We start from the raw sequence: 19,245 nt of genomic DNA on the forward strand, positions 1-19,245 counted from the left end.
ACCCCGCCAAGACGCCCCCGCCGTACCGGCCGAAACACACCCACCCGAACCCGGCCCCGGCGAACCCGCAGAATCCACCCCACCCACACCCACCCCACCACCCGGCATCGCCCTCCCCTTCGGCATCGTCATCCCCCTACCCACACCCCAAAAGTGACCGAGCCACCGCCCTGTCCGCCCGCCTAGCCGCGTGGTTCGCTGTTCGCTTGACCTCGGCAAATTGCCCGCCGCACTGCCTGCTCGGTCGTTGGCGCTCAACCGGCCGTGTCGTTTGTCTGGCGCGGCTCCTGGCTGCAGTACCGGCTCGGCGAGTGTCGCTGGTCGGCCGGGTGCCTGCGTTTGTTCGGGCGCGGCGCCCACCCGGCCGCGGTGCCTGCCCGAAAATGACGTTTGTGCCGCGCTGCCAGCCTTGCCCTGACGTTTGTGCCGCGGTGCCTGCCTTGCCCTGACGTTTGTGCCGCGGTGCCTGCCTGGCCGTGTCGCCCGCCCGGCTGCGGTGGCTGCTCGGTCATGTCGGTTGCCGGGCTGCCGCGCTTGCCTGACACAGTGCACGCGGCCGCAGCGCTTGCCTGACACAGTGCGCGCGGCCGCAGCGCTTGCCCGGCTGCGGCGTTGTCCGGGTCGTGACGATCGTCCTGCGGTGCGTGCCAGGGTGCGGCGCTTGTCCCTGCGGTGATCAGCCGGGGCGATGGTTGCCGGGCTGGAACGTCTGCCGCTTCATGGTGCTTGCCCGGCCACGACGCCACTTGCAGCACTGATCCACGAGCGTAGGTCTCGGACCGTTCGGCCGCGTGATGGAGAACCGGTGCCAATCGCTGGTCGCTCTCGTGACGAACCCTTACCGACGGGGTTCGAGCAGAGGCGGATTCATGACGGCCACAGTCGGAATATCAGCGGAACAGTCCGTGGTGCGTGCGGTAGTGCTCTCCATGCCCCAGCGGGGAGTGCGGCCGACTGTGCTATGTGCGGTCGAGCAGGCGGCGGAGGAGTCGCCCGCCGCTTCGGCCGCCGCGGCGCTCGGCACCATTACGGCCGATGCCGGGTCCGATACCCGGATCGATGACGTCGCCGTCGCGTATCGGACGGTGGCCGAACGGCGCGCGATCGTGTCCGGACTCTCGTCGGCGCAGTGGCGATCGTCGTCGCTCGTTTCCGCCAAGATGGCGTTGCTCGCGCTACTCGAGGACATGTCGGGACTCGATCATTACGGCACCGTGCTGGTGCTGGAGGTCGTGAATTATTGCACGTCCTTCCTCGTCGTCGGGCCGCAGCGCGACAAAATCCTCGCCTGCGACTCCTGGTCGTCCGGCGTCGTCGACGCCGACAGTGCGAGCCTCGCGATCGGTCGCATCTGGACGACCCTGGACGGGGTCGGGATGCTTCCGGATGCTGTAGTCCTATGCGGCTCGTCGGCAGGGGAGCCGGAGGTCGTGTCCGCACTGCAACTCGGGCTCGCCGCACCCGTCACCCGGGTTCCCGACTTCGACACCGCGGTGGCGCGCGGCGCCGCTCTGGTCGCCGCCGCCCCATTCCGGAACGTGCCGGTAGGAGCTCCATCCGGTCGGCGCACCGGACGAGTGGTCCTGGTCGGCGCGGCCGTCGCCGCCTTGCTCGGCGGGACCGGGATCGCGGTCGTGCAGCTGCGTGCGGACCGACCGGACAACGCCGAAATCCGCGAACCTGCGGAGAATCCGGTCCCCGCTCCGGCACCGGAAGCCCCGCCGGCCGCGCCGACCTCCGAAGCCGCCGTGCCGACACCGGTGGCCGAGCCGTCGGCTCCACCGGTCGACCCCACCGTGCCGCTTTCCGTGCGGCCGGTGTCGCCGACCCGGTCGGCTCCCACGCCGGAAGTCCGCACCGGCCCGGTTGCCCCCTCCGGGGTGCAACAACCGGCCGCACCGACGACCATCAGCCCGACCGAGACACCGGCGCCGGAGATTCCGGCGCCGACGACCACGGTCGGCCCGGCCGAGACACCCACGCCCGGGACTCCGCCCACGACCGCCGTCGGCCCGCCGAACGGGTGGCCTGCCGGTCCCTGGTGAATCTCGGCCTGCGCCAGCCGGTGGCGACCACGTGATCGTGCAGGCATGGTGGGGCGGCCAGCGCCGACCGGCTCATCGGCTTGCGGAACCCGCCGACCGGGACAGAAGGATTGCACACGGGTCGGCCGATGCGGCGCTCGCTGTACCGACATCGACGTCGTCAACAGCGCGCTCACGTGCTAATGCACCCAGAACAGCATTTTGGGATCACCATCTCGGTCAGGAACTGTTCCACCAGTGATCGCAGACAGCCGCTGCACACCGCGTCTCCGCCCGTGGTCGATAAGCTGGCCGAATGAGCACGCTTACGGCCGGATCGGTGGCGATTGCCGAGGACCTGGACACCGTGACCACGGTGGGCCACGAAGACGATCCAGCGGAGGCCGGACTCAGCCGCGGGGACCTCGAGACGCTGTGGGAGTCGATGCGGGCGTGGTACCGCGTAGGCACGAGCCCGGCCATCCAGGTGTGCCTGCGGCGGAACGGCAAGATCGCGCTGAACCGGACCATCGGGCACGGTTGGGGTAACGCACCGCACGATGGACCGGACGCGAAAAAAGTACTCGCGACACCGGACACACCGTTCTGTGGCTTCTCGACGGCGAAGGGCGTGTCCGGCGCACTGATGTTCATGCTCATCGAACAGGGCGCGTTCGGGCTGGAGGACCCGGTGTGCGACTACATCCCGGAATTCGCCGCGAACGGCAAGGCGGACATCACGATCGGCGACGTGCTCTCGCACTCCGCAGGGGTGCCCTTCGTCACGCCGCCGTACCGGGGTGTCGATCTGGTGCTCGACGAGGAGTTGGCTGTGCGCGGATTGGCCGATCTGGTCCCGAGCTGGAAGCCGGGCCGGTTCCGGGTCTACCACGCGCTGACCAGCGGTCTGATCATGCGTCTTCTGGTGCAACGGGCGACCGGAAAGCGCTTGCGGGAGCATCTGTCCGAACAGGTGCTCGAGCCCTTCGGGTTCCGGTGGACCACGTTCGGCGTGCCCCCCGAGGATCTCGACAAGGTCGTACCGAGCGTAAAGACCGGTCCCGCGCCGTCTCGGATGTCGACTTATCTGGCAAGCAAGGCGATCGGCGGACGGATGGACCGCGCATCCCGATCGGCCACCCAGGCGTTCCTGACCGCCGAACTGCCGTCGGGCAATTTGATCACCACCGCGTCCGAGCTGTCGCGCTTCTATGAAATCCTCACGCGCGGTGGACCGGACGGCCGCAGGATCATCCGGCCGGAGACGTTGCGCGAGGCAGTGCGGCCCGCCCGCTGGCTGCCAGGCGTGGCCGGACGGGTCAGTCGCGCGGGTTTCGAACTGGGCGGGCGGAGATCGAAGTTCGGCCGCGACACCGCGGCGCACTTCGGGCGCAGCGGACTGACCACCCAGTACGGCTGGGCCGACCCGGCACGCGGGCTGTCCGGTGCGATACTCACCAGCGGCAAGGCCACGACCGACACGAAGCGCCCGTGGCAGCTGGTCGCGCAGATCTCCGACACTGTGCCCGCCGAACGCCGGTGACCACCGCATGAGCGTGACCGCCCACGGACACCGTCGCGCGGACCTCATCAGGGCGTGTGGCCGATGAGGCGGCCGCGCGCCCTGGTGATGCGCGCCAGACGGCAGTCCAAGCACACCCCGATGGGCGATCACCACCAGCAGTGAGAAGACGTTAGCCGTCCGAAAAATCTAGTCTGTTAACTCTGCTGTTGCCGAACAGTGGTCTTGTGCTAGCACGAGCAGAACAGACTGATCCGTCGGATCTGCGGCGGTGAAAGCGTTGGTGTTTGATGAGGGTTGATCACGAAGTGCCGGCGAGTGGATACCGGCACGGAATTTTTCCAGATGAGCGTGGACGATTCGGAGTGTTCGGAGGCAGATTCGTCCCTGAAGGTCTGATGGCCGCACTGCTGGATCTCGAACAGGATTATCAACTCGCGCAGGCGGATCCGAACTTCGTGGCCGAGTACCGCGAGTTGCTGCGCGACCGGGTCGGACGGCCGACACTGTTGCATCAGGTGCGACGGTTCGCCGAGTTGCTGAGAGTGCCGGGGGTGCGCGTTTATCTGAAGCGTGAGGATATGACGCACACCGGCGCGCACAAGATCAACAATGCGCTCGGACAGGCGCTGCTGGCCAAACGGATAGGCAAGCGGCGGATCGTCGCCGAGACCGGCGCCGGGCAGCACGGCGTCGCGGTGGCTACGGTGTGCGCGATGCTCGGCCTGACCTGTGTGGTCTACATGGGGACCGACGACATGCGCCGTCAGGCGTCCAATGTCGTGCGCATGAACCTGCTCGGTGCCGAGGTGCGCCCGGTGGACAGCGGTTCCCGGCGGCTCAAGGACGCGATCAGCGAGTCGGTGCGTGACTGGGTGGCGAACCTGGACACGACCCACTACCTGTTCGGCACCGCGGCGGGGCCTGCGCCGTACCCGAGGATCGTGCGCGATTTCCAAACCGTGATAGGTGCCGAGACCCGTAATCAGATCGTCCGAGCCGAAGGCAGACTGCCCGACTACATCCTCGCCTGTGTGGGCGGCGGCAGCAACGCCATCGGGGTCTTCCATCCATTCGCGGGTGAGCCGGAGGTGCGATTGATCGGCGTCGAGGCGGCCGGACGAGGTGTCGAGACCGGCGATCACGCCGCGACCCTCTGCATGGGCAGCCCAGGTGAGATCGACGGCTCCTACAGCTATCTCCTGCAGGACGAGGACGGTCAGATCGCACGGACACACAGCATCGCGGCGGGGTTGGACTATCCGGGCGTGGGCCCCGAACTCAGTCATCTGAAGGACAGCGGCCGGGTGACCTACCGTGCGGCGACCGACGCCGTCGCGCTGCGCGGGATGCAGGCGCTCAGCCACACCGAAGGTATCCTCGCCGCCCTCGAATCCGCTCACGCCGTCGGACATCTGCTGGAGATGGGTGACCGCGGTGAGATTCCCGCTGACTCACTGATCGTGTTGTGCCTGTCCGGCCGCGGTGACAAGGATCTCGCCGTGGTGGCAGAGCGGCTCGGGGTGTCCTGACCGGGTTGACGAGTGGGGCTGCGCCCCATACATCACGCAGGCCCTCTGCGGCCTCGGGAACAGGACGCTATCGTCGATAGCGCCCCATGGCGCCGGGGGAGGGACCGCGCGCTGTACCTGCGCCGACGAGGATGAGCCCACTTGAAGTACGTGTCCCGCCTGATGCTGTTCTTGGCGATTCCCGCAGTGTTGTTCCTGCTTCCCTGGTGGACCCTGGTGGAAGCGCCAACCCAGGGAGCCGGCCCACCGTTCTGGATCGGTTCCGCGCTGTTCCTGCTCGGGTTCGCCTGCCTCCCCGCGTCGATGTTCCTCGGACACGGGCCCGCGCAGTCGGATGCCGCGTCCATCGTCGGTGACACGCTGCTCGGCGTGATGTGGGTCATGTTCACCTGGTCGGTGTTCGGGAACCTCGCGCGGATGGGGTTGGCCGTCGCGGGCGTCGACGATCCGGCCCGCTCCCGCGTCGTCGCGGTGGGCGTGCTCGCCGCCGCGACCATCCTGGTGGTGTGGGGAGTGGTCGAGGCGCGTCGCGTGCCCCGAGTGCGCACGGTCGATGTCGTCATCCCGGGGCTCGGGCCTGCCCTGGACGGCCTGCGCATGGTGGTTGTCACCGACACCCACTTCGCCGCACTCGACCGGTTGCGCTGGTCGGAACGTGTGGTCGAAGTCGTCAACGCGCAACGTCCCGATATCGCCTGCCACGCGGGTGATCTCGCGGATGGCTCGGTGGCGAAGCGGCACCCGCAGGTCGACCCGCTCGGCAAGGTCGAGGCAGAACTCGGCAGGTTCTACATCACCGGCAACCACGAGTATTTCGGTGACGCGCAGGGCTGGATCGACCACATGGCGTCCCTCGGCTGGCAGCCGCTGCACAACCAGCACGAGACGGTGCGCCGCGGCGACGACCAGTTGGTGATCGCGGGCATCGACGACCCCACCGGCGTCGGTCTGACCGGTCACGGCCCCGATCTGCCCGCCGCGCTCGCGGGGGCGGACCCGCACGCGCCGGTCGTCCTGCTTGCCCATCAACCCAAACAGATCACCGACACCGCCGCGGCGGGCATCGCGCTGCAGATCTCCGGCCATACCCACGGCGGCCAGATCTGGCCTTTCCACTATCTGGTTCGCCTCGACCAGCCCGTCGTCGCGGGCCTGAGCCGCCACGGCGAACGTACCCAGCTGTACACCAGCCGTGGTACCGGCTTCTGGGGACCGCAATTGCGTGTCTTCGCCCCGAGTGAAATCACCGTTCTGGTCCTGCGTTCGGAGTCGGCGAGCAGCTGAGGGTGCGGTCGGACACGTGTCAGCGGGTACCGCGGGTGCTGTCGATCGGTCCGGTGGCGTGGGCTGCGGATCTCGGCTCACTCGAGTTGTCGGGCCGCCATGCCTCGGTCATCCCGGGCACCCCGTCGTGGACGACGTAGCCGGCGCAGGGGCGGATGGGTGCGCCGGATGGCGAAACCGGGCCCGGCTCAGAGCAAACCGCTGCGGCGGGCGTTGTCCAGGGCGTCGATCCGCGAGTTCGACCCTAGTTTGGCGTAGATGCCGCGCAAGTGAGTCTTCACGGTATTGACCGAAACGCCGAGGTCGGCGGCGATCTGCTGGGCTGTGCGGCCGGACGGGAGCAGCTTGAGCACGGTCGTCTCGGTGTGTGTCAGTGCGGGGTAGGTCGGCCGACGCTGCGCCGCAGGATGACGCCGGACCAGGTCGGCGAATCGCTCGTCTCGGCCGAACCGGCCGACATAGCGGTCCAGCAGAGGGATGGCGGTCGGCACGTCGAGAAACGGTCGCACGAGCCGTTGTGGCGCGGCGACGCGCAACGCGTTGTCGAGCGCAGCGACGGCCTTCGACGGCGCGCCGGAGTCATGCTGAGCCGTGGCGTACAACAGCCAGCCGGCGATCTCGCTGACGGGATGTAGGGCCGCCGCGTCGTCGAGCAGAGGTTCGAGGAGGGCACAGGTAGCCTTGGGCCGGTTGGCGGCGTAGGTCAGGGCCGCGTCGGCCAGCCGGATATCGGGCAGGTCGCCGACGATGCCGCGAGAACGCTCGACCAACAGGTGTGCCGTTGCGGCCTCCTGCACGCGCAGCAGCGCCCACACCACCGGAGGAACCAGGCTGCCGGTCGCGTTCGGCAGCGTTTTCCTCTCCAACAGCAGCAGCAGGTTCCGTCGCAGTGCGTCGACCGCTGCGCCCTGATCGTCGGCCCGCTCGAGGGCGAGAAGGTGGCCGATGACATTGCCGTGCCACCCGGCGACGGGACTGCTCGACCCGTCGTGATCGACATGGACCGCGAGCGCGGCGGCCACCTGCGCCGGACCAGGCTCGTCGCCGTGCAGATAGGCGCCGTGGGCGGCGATGGTAGCGGCATGGACGGCATCGGTCGCTTCGAGTAGACCGTGCTCGGCGGCGATGGCCAGCGCTCGGGCGGCGCGGTCGCGCATCGCGCCGGCGTTGTCGACGGCGCTCGCCGCGAAAGCGAGCCGGGTGAGCGCAAGCAGCACCAGCCGGGGATGGCAGATGTTTTCGGCCAGCGCGAGACTCGACCGCAGCAGCTCCTCGCCGCGCGCGACGTCGCCGCAGGCGATCAGCGCGGTGGCGAGTTGGATCGAGGTGTATGCGTCGAACTCCGGTTCGCCGATCGGCGCGACGGTGTGCGGGAGTTCGCCGAGCACCGTGCCGCTGGTCACGGCGACGTCGACCGCCGCGGCGAGCGCGAGTGCGTCCACCCGGTCCGCGGACGCGAAGGACTTCTTGGTCGCCCGCCGCGCCGTTGCCGTGTCGAGACAGGGGATCGCCGCGGCGGTGTCGCCGCGGACCAGCGCGTCGACGACCCGCACCAGCCACAGGAAAGGATCGTCGAGCAGTGCGGGTGCCGCGTGGGCAAGTGTGTCGAACAGTAGGTCGCCCGCGCCGTCGAGGATCATCGTCAGCGCGCACGCGGACAAGAATTCACCCAGATGCTGTTGGTCGGGCCCGGCGAGTAGATGAGGGAGCGCGTCCCGCAGCAGGCCCGTCGACCGCAACCAGCGCGCCGACCGCACCTGCAGATCCGAGCGCAGTTCCGGCCCGAGCCGATCGGCCTGGGCGAGAAAATACGCCCGCAGCATCGGGTGATAGGTGAACCACACCGCGTTGCCGCGCACGACGGAGACGATCGGGAAACTGATCCGGTCGAGTTCGTAGAGGCAGTGCCCGGCGCCGCCGCCGACGAGCTCGTCGGCGAGCTTCTCGGTGAACGAGACCGGGACGCTGGTGTAGGTGAGGAACTGGCGCAGCGTGGGCGGGAGAGCGTCGACGAGTTCGCCGACCAGGAAGTCCGCGACCGCGTGCGGTGGGCGCGCGAGGACGGTCAGCGCGGCCGCGTGGTCTTCCGGGTATGCCGCAAGCTGGATCGCGGCGATACGCACCAACGCGGCCCAACCTTGGGTGAGGGCGACGAGCGTGTCGAGTTCCGCATCGGTGAGTTCGCAGCCGTGGTCGCCGCACAGCGCGCGGACCTGATCGGGTGTGAAGGCCAGTTCGCTCGCGCCCCAGCGGGTCAGCCGCGAGGGCAGCTCGAGGACATGCCAGCGGATCGGCGGAGCGAAACGGGCACATAGCACAGTCGTGAGGTCCGGCGGCGCGTGGCGCAGGAAGTATTCGAGTCCGGCGAGCGCAAGCGGGTCGCTGATCAGATGAGCGTCGTCGAGGACGAGCACCGCCGGCGAGGCCCGCGCGGTCAGGGCCGCGACCAGGTGGGCCGGATCCGCCGTGGCCGGACCGGGACCGTGTGGCGGTGCGGCGACGCGGAATCGCTTGCTCACAGCAATCCACAGCGCGGCCGGGTCGCTGAGGCGTTCGGTGATGGTCAGCCAAGCCACCTCGTGTTCGCACTCGGCGTGTGACGAACGCCGGGCGGCCCAATCTGTGAGAAGCACGGTTTTTCCGCTTCCCGCGGGTGCGCTGATGAGTAGCACACGACCATTGCCTGTGTGCGTGAGGGCGTCGATGTCGGCATAGATATCCGTCCGAGCAATCGGTGCGAACGGCAATGACGGGATCTCCGAGGCGATTTCGGCGCCAGCCGCGGATATGCTGCGTCGATCGGGGCCGTGCAGTGCCGTCACCGTGCCTCCCTCGGCCGTGTGCTGAAAGATCACTACTGCGCCTAGGTATCGCAATGTACCGCTGCAGATCAGGTCATTTGCGGTAGTTATCGAAATTTAACCCGACGTGGGTGAGGCCGGATCACCTATTTGCTGATCGGCGAGGCCTGCGGTGGCTCCCGTGTGGGACGTGCCGAGCGCGACGGCCCGGCCTCGGTCGCCACCGCAGCGCAGCCGAGGGCTTCGAGATGTCGGGTCGGTGCATGGTCGATCGGCCGGGATCGTGGAAGAGAAATTCTCGGTCGTGTCGGCTCGCCACCGGGTAGGCACGGGTCGGCAGTCCGTGCCGAGTCATCCCGAACGGGTGAAGTGCCCGACCTCGGGTGGAGGGAGATTCGAAAGACGTCCACTACTTCCCGAGAAGGGGGACCGATGACGCACATGACCGAACCGCGCCAACATCCCGTGCGCCAGGGTTTCGCGGCGGGCACGTCCATCGCTGCCGCGATTCTGTTGCTGACCGTCGGTGTCTTGTCGATCTTCGAGGGCATCTCCGCCGTCGCCGAGGACGCCTTGCTCGTCGTCGGGGCGGATTATGCCTACAGGTTGAACACCACCGGATGGGGCTGGATCCATATCGTGCTGGGCATCCTGCTCGTCATCGCCGCGTTGGGGTTGATGACCGGCGCCACCTGGGCACGGGTCGTGGCGATCTGCGTCGCGGCCTTGTCGATTCTCGGAAACTTCCTGTGGCTGCCGTACTACCCGGCCTGGTCGATCCTGGTGATCGCGTTGAACGTCGTGGTGATCTGGGCTATTGCCACATGGAAGCCGGAAGCGCTCTGAGTCGCTCGCCCGGCGTCCCCCTTCCTCCGGGAACGCGCGGCATACCCGTCGGTGGTCGCGGGCCTGCAGACGCCATTGCGGCGCGGAGAACTGTATTGACGCAACAGCGCCCGGAATTCCGTGCCGTCGGGCAGTGGTCGAGTGGGTTGGCGGGGCCGGCAAGGGATCTCGAGAGCATCGTCGACGACGAGCCGACCGTGCCGTCCACGGTCCACTTCTGGGTGCGTGCCGGCGAAAATCCTGCGCTGACCCTGGGGCGAGGTCCGCCATCGGATCTGAACCGCCGCTGGCCAAGTCGAGTTCGGCGGTCGAGCAGCCACGCGCTGAGCAAATCGATGATGTCCGGAACCCAGCCCAGCGGCGATCAGCACCGAATGTCTTGTGTCGCTTGCCGGAGTGCGCAGGCGAGATCGGGCGCGGAGGGCGGTCACCGCGGCCCGGTCGGCTCTCGGTGCGGGTGCATGGTAGTGCGGAGATACCGCGGCGTGGCGATGGGAAGGGGTTTCTACTGTGGGTAACCACACCAAGCAGTCCGCCGTAATGGTGGTCATGATGCCCACGGATATGGTGAGACCGGCCTCTGTGTTCGATGATTTCGCCGCTGTGGCAGGCACGGTGGTGTCGAAGGGCTTGTTCTTCGTGCTGGCCGTCGCGCTGGTGCTGACGGGTGCAATGAGTTCGGTGTTCGAGCGCGACGCCCAGAACTGGCCACGGCTGCTTACTACCGCGACGACGGTAGTCACGTTCGTGCTCGTCGCCCTGTTGCACAACGCGCACAGCCGCGCCACCTACGCGATGCAGGTCAGACTCAACGCGCTCGCGGACGCGCTCTCGGTCGTGAAGGGCGAGTCGGGCACCGATTCCGCACTGTGCTGCCGCGGCGAAGGGCGTTTCGTCGAGGACGGTCTGGCGCGCGACGACAGATCGGCGTGACCGTCCGTCCGGTGCGCGGGCCTTCTACTATCGCAGTAGGCCCAGTCGTGGTATCCACCCTTCCAGGTCGTATTACGAATCCGAAGGACGGTTATGCCCGCCAGCAAGCCCCCACTCTTGCTTCTCCACGGTGTCACCATGTCCGAGCGTGTGTGGGACGACGTCACACCACTGTTGACCGCACAGCACGAGGTGATCACTCCCACTGCTGTGGGGCACCGAGGTGGGGCCCCCGCGGTCCGGCGCCCGGCGCGCGTCGAGCACTTGGTCGATGGCATCGAGGAGCGTCTCGACGAGCTGAGGCTCGAACGCGTGCACATCGCGGGAAACTCGCTGGGCGGCTGGATGGCGATCGAACTGGCCCGTCGTGGCCGCGCCGAGACCGTTTGCGCGCTCTCTCCTGCAGGGTTCTGGAACGTGGGAAGCGTCGGTCAATCGTCGGCCACCCGTCGGATCGCCCGCGAGGCGACCACAGGGCGGTTACTACAATCCCTCGCGCCGTTGGCCCTGCGCAGTGCGACGGTCCGGCGAACCGCGTTGCGCAATATAGCCGTCCATGGTGACCGGATCCGCGCGGCGCAAGCCAGGACCATCCTGCGCGATCTCGTGAACTGCACCGTCACCGCCGATCTGCTGGCTACCGACGAACAAGTCGGCCGACTCGCACCGCTTCCGTGCCCGATCACCCTGGCCTGGTCGCAGCACGATCGGGTTCTGCCACCCGACACCCACGGAGCGATCGCCCGAGAACGGCTGCCAGAGGCAGATTTCCACATCCTGACCGGCGTCGGTCACGTTCCGATGATCGACGACCCCCAGTTGGTCGCCCGAATCATTCTCGCGACCACCCAGACCACCACGGCCGAGCCTCCTAGCGGGCCAGCTCTTTTCCGATGTCTGTAACAGTTCGCGGTCTGGTGGCGAGAAACAGCTATCCTTGAATGACAAGTCAGCGCAAGCTTCTGTGACGGACACGATCTCGACTGTTGTTGTGCTGGTTGACCAGCGAGACGACTATGACCCTATTCCGAATGCGCGCGGACGCGCGCGACCCCAAGCGCTATCTCTGGGTCCTGGGATTGATTGCTCCGGCGTGCGCCCTGCTTCCCTCGCAGGCGGTGGCGCGCACGGGGCTCGAAGTGTTCTGGTGGATCGGGCCGTTCATCGTACTGGTGCTGATCCCGATCCTGGACTGGGCGGTCGGGGAGGATGGCACCAATCCTCGCGATGAGGACTACGAGCTGTTGTCGAACGATCGCTACTACCGCTGGTGTACCTTCCTGTTCCTGCCGATGCAGTTCGTCGGTCTGCTTATCGCCGGATATCTGTGGGCCGGTAGCGAGCTGAGCCTGCTGGACAAGCTCGGATTGGCCGTGACCCTGGGTTTCGTGTCCGGTATCGGCATCAACGCCGCCCATGAACTGGGGCATCGGTCCGAACAGCTCGAACGGTGGCTGGCAAAGATCGCGCTGGCGCAATCCGGGTACGGGCATTTTTTCGTCGAACACAACCGGGGTCATCACGTGCGAGTCGCCACACCCGAAGATCCGGCCAGTGCCCGGTTCGGCGAGTCGCTGTGGGCGTTCCTGCCGCGCAGCATGGTCGGTGGCTTTCGCTCGGCGGTGGCCTTGGAACGTGAGCGACTTGCTCGACAAGGGAAACCGTGGTTCAGCAGCGCAAATCACATTTTGCATGCGTGGGCGATGAGCGCGGTGCTGTTCGGCACCCTCATCCTGGTCTTCGGAGTCGGCATTGTCCCGTTTCTGGCGATCCAGGCACTGATCGGTGCTGGGTTGCTGGAGACGGTGAACTACGTCGAGCATTACGGGCTGCTGCGCCCGCGCCGCCCCGATGGTCGCTATGTACGGTGCTCGCCACGGGACAGCTGGAACAGTGACCGCCTGATCACGAATCTCTTTCTGTTCCACCTGCAGCGCCACAGTGACCATCACGCCAACCCTGGTCGCCGCTACCAAACCCTGCGCAGCTCTCAGCAGGCGCCGCAACTTCCGGCCGGCTACGCCACCATGGTCGTACTCGCCGCCGTGCCTCCGCTGTGGCGCGCGGTCATGGACCACCGCGTGTTGGCCCACTATGGCGGGGACATCACACTGGTCAACGCCAAACGGCGGACACGACGTCACCGCGTCACCGTGGGGTCCGCCGGGGTAACCGCCACCTGGCGCCGACGCCCGGACCGGACAGGTGCCGGCAGTGCCGGGTAATGACGACCGGCGGCCCGAGAACGAGTGTGGCGACGGCTTGCCGGAATCGAGGTAGGCGTAGAAAGCGGAGCCCGAGGATGCATTCGGCTGGGCCTCGCGAAACCGCCGTACAGCGGGGGTGAGACACCGTTTGTGCGATCGAACCCCGGGGTCGACCGGGGGACTCAGAGTATGCCGCGGTGCGAGAAGGACCCCGGCGTTCAGGGCGGCGCAACAGATCTGTTATCTACTGGATACGATTGTTTTTTCGACTGTACGCGCTCGGTAACCGTGAAGGGATTATCTCTATGGCACGCAAGGTCGTCGTGACACTGGTCGATGACTACGACGGCAAGTCTCAGGCCGAGGAAACGGTGTCATTCGCCGTGGATGGCGCGGCCTACGAGATGGACTTGTCGGGGGACAACGCCGGGCAGTTGCGCGTGTTCTTCGAACAGTGGATTCCGTACGCCCGCAAAGTCGGTCGCACACGTCGGGGCCGGGGCGGTGGTGCCTTGCGGTCGGCGACCGATCGGGAGCAGGCCACGGTCATCCGGGAGTGGGCGCGCAAGAACGGCATGGATGTGTCGGCCCGCGGGCGGATCTCGGCCGACGTCGTCGAGGCGTACAAGAAGGTCAACGGGTAGCGGCGCCGGAAGCCGGAGTGCCGAAGCGATTCGCACTCCGGCGGGCTGGGCAGCCTTGCGGTGCCGGTTCGGCGGCTATGACACCGTCGCGCGGTGGGAAGTACCTCGCAGGTGGTCGGCTGCCGCCCGGTCACAACCCGCCGAGCGGGAATATTCGCCTACCGCGATAACGTCGGCGGACCGGGGTATGCGACCACCATGACGGTCACGATGGAATCCCAGTCACGCAATCTGCCGCAACCGCGGGGGGAGCTGTCGGACGCGGTGCTGGACGTGTTGCGTGGGGCGCCGGGCAGTTCCATGCCCAGGTTGGGGCCGGTGGACCCGTACGGCGAGGATCTACACCTGGCTTTGCACACCTGCTACGAGCTGCACTACCACGGCTTCGCGCCCGTGGATTCGGGGTGGGAATGGGACCCGGGTCTGCTGGCGCTGCGCGCCTCGATGGAACACGAGTTCTTGTGTGCTCTGCGCGGCGACGTGCCCGGCGGGACGGATCTCGATGGTGAGCTCGATCGGCTGCTGTTCACGCCCGCGGAGCCCACCGGCCCCAGCCGGTTTCTCCGCGCTGAGGGCGAATGGTGGCACCTGCGCGAGTACTTCGTGCACCGGTCGATCTTTCACCACAAAGAGGCGGACCCCTACGTGTGGGTGATTCCGCGGCTGCGCGGTCAGGCCAAGGCTTCCCTGGTCGCGGTCGAATTCGACGAGTTCGGGGCTGGACGAGGCGAACGCGTGCACGCACAGCTGTACGCCGATCTGATGGCGGGGGCCGATCTGAACGACGAGTATCTGCATTACCTGGACGTGGTGCCCGCGCCGATGCTCGCAGTGGTGAACATGATGTCGCTGTTCGGCCTGCACCGGTCGCTTCGCGGTGCGCTGGTGGGTCACTTCGCGACTGTCGAGATCACCTCGCCGCCGGCTGCCCAGCGGCTGGTCGACACCTTGGAACGCCTCGACGCCGACCCGGCCTGCGTGCTGTTCTACCGGGAGCACGTCGAGGCCGACGCCGTGCACGAGCAGGTGATGCGCAACGACGTGATCGGTACGCTGATCGCGCGGGAACCCGAGCTGACGGAGTCGATGGTGTTCGGTATCCAGGTGACGAACCTTCTCGAGGATCGCTTCGCCGACCACGTCCTCGGCTGTTGGCGCGCGGGACGCAGCTCGTTGCGCGATGGCGATTAACCCAATCGATCCCGGCTACCCCGCCTCTGTGATATTGATCAGGACCCCAGGGGTCTACCGGCCGCAACTGGATACCTGGTTGCTCGCGCGTGCCCTGTCCGAAGCGGGCATTCCGCGCGGCGGGCACGCCTTGGATTTGTGCGCGGGCACCGGGGCACTGGCCGTCAGCGCCGCGCGGACCGGCGCGGCGACGGTGACCGCGGTAGACGTCTCCCGTTCCGCAGCGGTGTCCGCGTGGTTGAACTGCCGGCTGCGCGGGATCGAAGTGGAGGTTCTTCGCGGTGACTTCGCCGCCCAACTCGGTCGGCGCAGCTTCGATCTCGTGCTGGCCAACCCTCCCTATGTCCCGACCCCTGAGGGCGCTCCCGTGCGCGGTGTAGCGCGCGCCTGGAACGCTGGTGCGCGAGGTCGAACTGCCCTCGACCGGCTGTGCGCGATGATGCCCTCGCTCCTGAAACCGCGCGGAGTAGCGTTGATCGTGCATTCGGCGTTGTCGGACCCGGATTCGACCATGTCCCAGTTACGGAACAAGGGATTGAAAGCTGCGGTCGTCGCGCGGGCAACCGTGCCGTTCGGTCCTGTGCTGCGCAGGCGGGCGGACTGGCTGAAGGCGACGGGACTGATCGAGCCCGGCCAGGAACAGGAAGATCTGGTGGTGATCCGTGCTGATCGAATCCGACAATGAACGGCGGCGGGTCACCTTCACGGCCGACGGTCCCGCCTTGATCGAGGGGCCGGTCGACTTGGTGACCGCGGACGGCACGAAGATCCGCTGCGACCGGTTCCTGGTCGCTATTTGCCTGTGCCGACGATCGAAGAACTATCCACTGTGCGATACCAGCCACCGCAAGCATCGCCGCACCCCACAGTGACCGACGCCCAGGAGCTCAGCGGTGGTCCGTCCCTAGCGCCTCGGCGGTGACAAGCAGCCGTTCGGTGGCGCATTCGATCGTCTGCTCCAGGACCTGTTCGGGATCGCCGTCGTACTGGCGATGCCACGCCCGCACGCCGGTGTCGGTGGCCACCGCGAACCAGACCGAGCCTGCCGGTTCGCCGTCCTGCGCGTCCGGCCCGCCGACACCTGTCACCGCCACCGCTACGACCGAGTCCAGCAACGGCCGAACACTTTCGGCCATCGCTTCGGCCGCGGTCCGCGACACCACGGGAACATCGGGAACCCCGAGAACCTTTCGCTTGACCTCCGAGCTGTAGGCCACGACACCGCCCCGGAACCAGCGTGCGGATTCCGGCGCGGCCCCCAGCGTGGCGGCGAGCCGACCTGCGGTCAGCGATTCCGCGACCGCGACCGTGATCCCGGTCCGCCGCGCCAGTTCGGCGAGTTCGAGTGCGTACTTGTCGGCGGATCGCTGAGACATTCGGATCAGGTGCCGGCCACGACACGAATCGTGCGCAGTCGCGAGTCGGCGGCGTCGGGCAGGTTCATGCCTGCGTCCAAACCGGTGCGCAGGTAGTCGACGACGGCCGCGTCAAGCACCTCGCCCGGGACGACCACGGGGATGCCCGGGGGATACGGCGTGAGCTGCTCGGCGGCGATCCGGCCTGCGGCTTCCTCGGCAGGCACCGCTTCGACCGGCCCGAAGAACGCGTCGCGGGGCAGCATCGCGGTCTCCAATTCCAGGTCGGAGGGCGAGGGCAGCGCGACACGCGGCGGCGCGGGATCGTGCAGTTGTCCGCGCCAGGCCTCGATCGCGTCGATCAGGGTGTCGATGGTGCTTTTGTCGTCGGCTATGGACAGCGTGGCGAGCAACCGGCGGTGATCGGTGAGGCCCACGTCGATACGGCGATGCTCACGCAGCCAGTCTGCTGCCTGGTAGCCGCTGGCCCCAGTGCCGGACACATCCATCAGCACCTGCATGTGGTCGAGATCATGGGATGCTTCGGCGCCGAGCAGCTCCTTCTCGAGTACCGCGATGCCGGGAATCTCGGCCAAGCGCCGCCTGGCCTCGTCGGCGACGCGCAACGCCGACCCGAGCAGCTCGTGCCCGTGCTCGACCATCTGCCTGCGCCAGCCGTCCAGCGCCGCATAGACCAGCACGTTCGGGCTGGTCGTCATCAGCAGGTCGGCGCATTCGCTGAGCCTGGTCGGATCGACCAGGTCGCCTTGGAGATGAAAGACCGAGCCCTGTTCGAAGCCCGAGCCCATCTTGTGCACGCTGACCACACAGACATCGGCGCCCGCGTCCATAGCCCAGGTCGGCAGGTCCTCGTGAAACGGCAGATGAGCCCCCCAGGCTTCGTCGACTATCAGCGGTTTGCCGCGTTCGTGGCAGACCTCGGCGATACCGGCGATATCCGCGCAGGTGCCGTACGGACTCGGGCTCACGATCAACGCGCCTGCCGCGTCCGGATGCTGCTCCCATGACCGGCGCACCTGTTGTGGGGAGGGCGGATGCGAGAAATGGCGGGCGGCATCCCATCTCGGCGTGATCCAGCGCGGCAGCACTCCCGAGAAGATCAGCCCTGCCACGATCGACTTGTGGCTGTCGCGCGCGACGAGCAGGCCGCCGTCCTGTCCACCCGCGACCGCCATCATGGCTGCCTTGACCGACAGCGAACTGCCGCACGTCGAGAAGAAGGCGGTTTCGGCGCGCACCGCGTCGGCCATGAGGGCTTCGGCCCGGGCGAGGTACCCGCCCCGCGACAGGCGGTCGTCCAGGCCTGCCGTGAGCACAACATCGGACGCGAACGCGTCACGCCCGATCACGTCGAGAACGCGCTCGTCGGTACCTCGTCCTTGCCGGTGCCCTGGCGGTGTGAACCCGTACCTGCCGAGGCGGTGATAGTCGGCCAGCGCTTCCAGTAGCGGAGCTTTTGTGTGATCCACGACGACTGCCTACCCAGAATCGGCGGCCGCACACTCCTGCTCCTCGGCCACGAGTTGCGGCCTCACGACAGTCACCGGATACGCGCTTGCCGGTGACCAGATCTTTCCGTAGGCCTTACGACAAACCCGATTCGGTCGTTTCGAGCGCGGGTGCCCGGGTAGGGCGGGAACGTACTCAATCCCTCGACCGAGGAGCACACGCATGAAGGCTGTGACATGGCAGGGACGACGCAAGGTCGCCGTGGAGTCGGTGCCGGATCCCCGGATCGAGGAGCCGACCGACGCGATCATCGAGGTCACTTCCTCCGGGATCTGCGGATCGGATCTACACCTGTACGAAATACTCGGGGCGTACATGAGCAGTGGCGACGTGCTAGGTCACGAGCCGATGGGCTACGTGGTCGAGACCGGTTCTGCCGTCACCCGGCTGGAGCGCGGCGACCGGGTGGTGGTGCCGTTCCAGATCAGCTGCGGTGACTGCTTCATGTGCCGCACCGGTCTGCCGACCCAGTGCGAGACCACGCAGGTACGTGAATACGGAAGCGGTGCAGCGCTTTTCGGGTATTCCAAGCTCTACGGGCATGTGCCGGGCGGACAGGCCGAATACTTGCGGGTACCCCATGCCGATGCCACACACATCAAGGTTCCCCAGGGGCCCGACGATGCACGGTTCCTCTACCTGTCCGATGTGTTGCCGACGGCGTGGCAGGCGGTGGAATACGCTTCGGTGCCCCCCGGCGGTTCGGTGACGGTCCTCGGTCTCGGCCCGATCGGGGATATGGCCTGCCGCATTGCCGCGCATCGGGGATTTCGCGTGATCGGCGTCGATCGGGTGCCGGAGCGGCTCGCGCGGGTCGCAGACCGCGGCATCGAGGTGATCGACTTCAGCGCAGTCGATCAGCCGCTCGGCGACATCATCCGGGAATGGACCGACGGTCGCGGTACCGACGCGGTGATCGATGCGGTCGGCATGGAGGCTCACGGGTCGCCGATAGCATCGATCGCGCAGCGGTCGGCCGCCTTCCTGCCGGATCCGGTGGCACAGAAGGTCATGGACACCGCGGGGATCGACCGTCTTGCGGCGTTGAACTCCGCGATCGACATCGTTCGTCGCGGCGGCACGATCTCGGTGGTCGGCGTCTACGGCGGGATGGCCGACCCGATCCCGATGCGGGTGTTGTTCGACAAGCAGATTCAACTGCGGATGGGCCAGGCGAATGTCAAACGGTGGGTCGACGACATCCTGCCGTTGCTCGAGGACGGCGATCCGCTCGGTGTGGAAACATTTGCTACCCATCGCCTTCCGCTGTCCGCGGCGCCGGAAGCCTACGCAAACTTCCAGCACAAGTCGGATGGGGCCGTGAAGATCGTACTCGAACCGAGTGCGTGACGCTGATCCGAGGTCTCGCGCCTGAA

The 19,245-nt window shown here is 67.2% G+C and carries 16 protein-coding genes; 13 read left to right on the plus strand and 3 right to left on the minus strand.

Going from position 1 to position 19,245, the window contains the following annotated elements; all coding sequences use genetic code 11:
- The first annotated feature begins 869 nt into the window (after positions 1-869).
- The 4 genes from AB4Z47_RS07035 to AB4Z47_RS07050 all read left to right on the plus strand — a co-directional run bounded on the left by AB4Z47_RS07035 (position 870) and on the right by AB4Z47_RS07050 (position 6,362).
- A complete protein-coding gene (locus tag AB4Z47_RS07035; RefSeq protein ID WP_441948843.1) occupies positions 870-2,045 on the plus strand; it encodes a hypothetical protein in 1,176 nt (391 codons plus the stop codon).
- A 295-nt stretch (positions 2,046-2,340) separates the two neighbouring features.
- Positions 2,341-3,567, plus strand: coding sequence for a serine hydrolase (locus AB4Z47_RS07040; RefSeq protein WP_441948845.1), 1,227 nt, complete (start codon positions 2,341-2,343; stop codon positions 3,565-3,567).
- A gap of 269 nt (positions 3,568-3,836) precedes the next feature.
- Positions 3,837-5,078: a tryptophan synthase subunit beta gene (trpB, locus tag AB4Z47_RS07045; protein ID WP_441948846.1), complete on the plus strand. Its 1,242-nt coding sequence runs from the start codon at positions 3,837-3,839 to the stop codon at positions 5,076-5,078.
- 141 nt (positions 5,079-5,219) lie between these two features.
- Positions 5,220-6,362, plus strand: coding sequence for a metallophosphoesterase (locus AB4Z47_RS07050; protein ID WP_441948848.1), 1,143 nt, complete (start codon positions 5,220-5,222; stop codon positions 6,360-6,362).
- A 188-nt stretch (positions 6,363-6,550) separates the two neighbouring features.
- On the opposite strand, the gene AB4Z47_RS07055 is transcribed toward AB4Z47_RS07050, so the two are convergent.
- Positions 6,551-9,184 carry a LuxR C-terminal-related transcriptional regulator gene (locus tag AB4Z47_RS07055; protein ID WP_441948850.1) on the minus strand — a complete coding sequence of 878 codons (2,634 nt, stop codon included), beginning with the start codon at positions 9,182-9,184 and terminating at the stop codon, positions 6,551-6,553.
- A gap of 411 nt (positions 9,185-9,595) precedes the next feature.
- Here AB4Z47_RS07055 and AB4Z47_RS07060 point away from each other — a divergent pair, with 411 nt between their 5' ends.
- The 8 genes from AB4Z47_RS07060 to AB4Z47_RS07095 all read left to right on the plus strand — a co-directional run bounded on the left by AB4Z47_RS07060 (position 9,596) and on the right by AB4Z47_RS07095 (position 15,856).
- A complete protein-coding gene (locus AB4Z47_RS07060; RefSeq protein ID WP_441948851.1) occupies positions 9,596-10,009 on the plus strand; it encodes a DUF7144 family membrane protein in 414 nt (137 codons plus the stop codon).
- Between the two features lie 510 nt (positions 10,010-10,519).
- Positions 10,520-10,942 carry a low affinity iron permease family protein gene (locus tag AB4Z47_RS07065; protein ID WP_441948853.1) on the plus strand — a complete coding sequence of 141 codons (423 nt, stop codon included), beginning with the start codon at positions 10,520-10,522 and terminating at the stop codon, positions 10,940-10,942.
- A 93-nt stretch (positions 10,943-11,035) separates the two neighbouring features.
- Positions 11,036-11,845 (plus strand): alpha/beta fold hydrolase, encoded by an 810-nt coding sequence (locus tag AB4Z47_RS07070; protein WP_441948855.1) that lies wholly within the window; start codon positions 11,036-11,038, stop codon positions 11,843-11,845.
- 128 nt (positions 11,846-11,973) lie between these two features.
- Entirely contained in the window at positions 11,974-13,167 is a 1,194-nt protein-coding gene (locus tag AB4Z47_RS07075; RefSeq protein WP_441948857.1) for an alkane 1-monooxygenase, read from the plus strand.
- Between the two features lie 287 nt (positions 13,168-13,454).
- Positions 13,455-13,793 (plus strand): histone-like nucleoid-structuring protein Lsr2, encoded by a 339-nt coding sequence (locus tag AB4Z47_RS07080; RefSeq protein ID WP_441948859.1) that lies wholly within the window; start codon positions 13,455-13,457, stop codon positions 13,791-13,793.
- 210 nt (positions 13,794-14,003) lie between these two features.
- Complete coding sequence (locus AB4Z47_RS07085; protein WP_441949016.1) at positions 14,004-14,984, plus strand: iron-containing redox enzyme family protein; 981 nt, start codon at positions 14,004-14,006, stop codon at positions 14,982-14,984.
- The gene (locus AB4Z47_RS07090) at positions 14,974-15,669 is read left to right on the plus strand and encodes a HemK2/MTQ2 family protein methyltransferase (protein ID WP_441948861.1); all 696 of its coding nucleotides are present in this window, start codon (positions 14,974-14,976) and stop codon (positions 15,667-15,669) included. The genes AB4Z47_RS07085 and AB4Z47_RS07090 overlap by 11 nt, the downstream gene beginning before the upstream one ends.
- Complete coding sequence (locus AB4Z47_RS07095) at positions 15,647-15,856, plus strand: CDGSH iron-sulfur domain-containing protein (protein ID WP_441948863.1); 210 nt, start codon at positions 15,647-15,649, stop codon at positions 15,854-15,856. The genes AB4Z47_RS07090 and AB4Z47_RS07095 overlap by 23 nt, the downstream gene beginning before the upstream one ends.
- A 15-nt stretch (positions 15,857-15,871) precedes the next feature.
- Here AB4Z47_RS07095 and AB4Z47_RS07100 read toward each other — a convergent pair whose 3' ends face one another.
- Together AB4Z47_RS07100 and AB4Z47_RS07105 are read right to left on the minus strand one after the other, a co-directional pair.
- Positions 15,872-16,360 carry a CinA family protein gene (locus AB4Z47_RS07100; RefSeq protein WP_441948865.1) on the minus strand — a complete coding sequence of 163 codons (489 nt, stop codon included), beginning with the start codon at positions 16,358-16,360 and terminating at the stop codon, positions 15,872-15,874.
- 5 nt (positions 16,361-16,365) lie between these two features.
- On the minus strand, positions 16,366-17,829 hold the full coding sequence (locus AB4Z47_RS07105) for an aminotransferase class I/II-fold pyridoxal phosphate-dependent enzyme (RefSeq protein WP_441948867.1): 1,464 nt from the start codon (positions 17,827-17,829) through the stop codon (positions 16,366-16,368).
- Positions 17,830-18,031: 202 nt separating this feature from the next.
- Between AB4Z47_RS07105 and AB4Z47_RS07110 the strand changes: the two genes are divergently transcribed.
- Complete coding sequence (locus AB4Z47_RS07110) at positions 18,032-19,219, plus strand: zinc-dependent alcohol dehydrogenase (protein WP_441948869.1); 1,188 nt, start codon at positions 18,032-18,034, stop codon at positions 19,217-19,219.
- Positions 19,220-19,245: the final 26 nt, after the last annotated feature.

This window comes from Nocardia sp. 2TAF39, assembly GCF_052114905.1.
In the GTDB taxonomy this organism is placed as follows: Bacteria; Actinomycetota; Actinomycetes; order Mycobacteriales; family Mycobacteriaceae; genus Nocardia.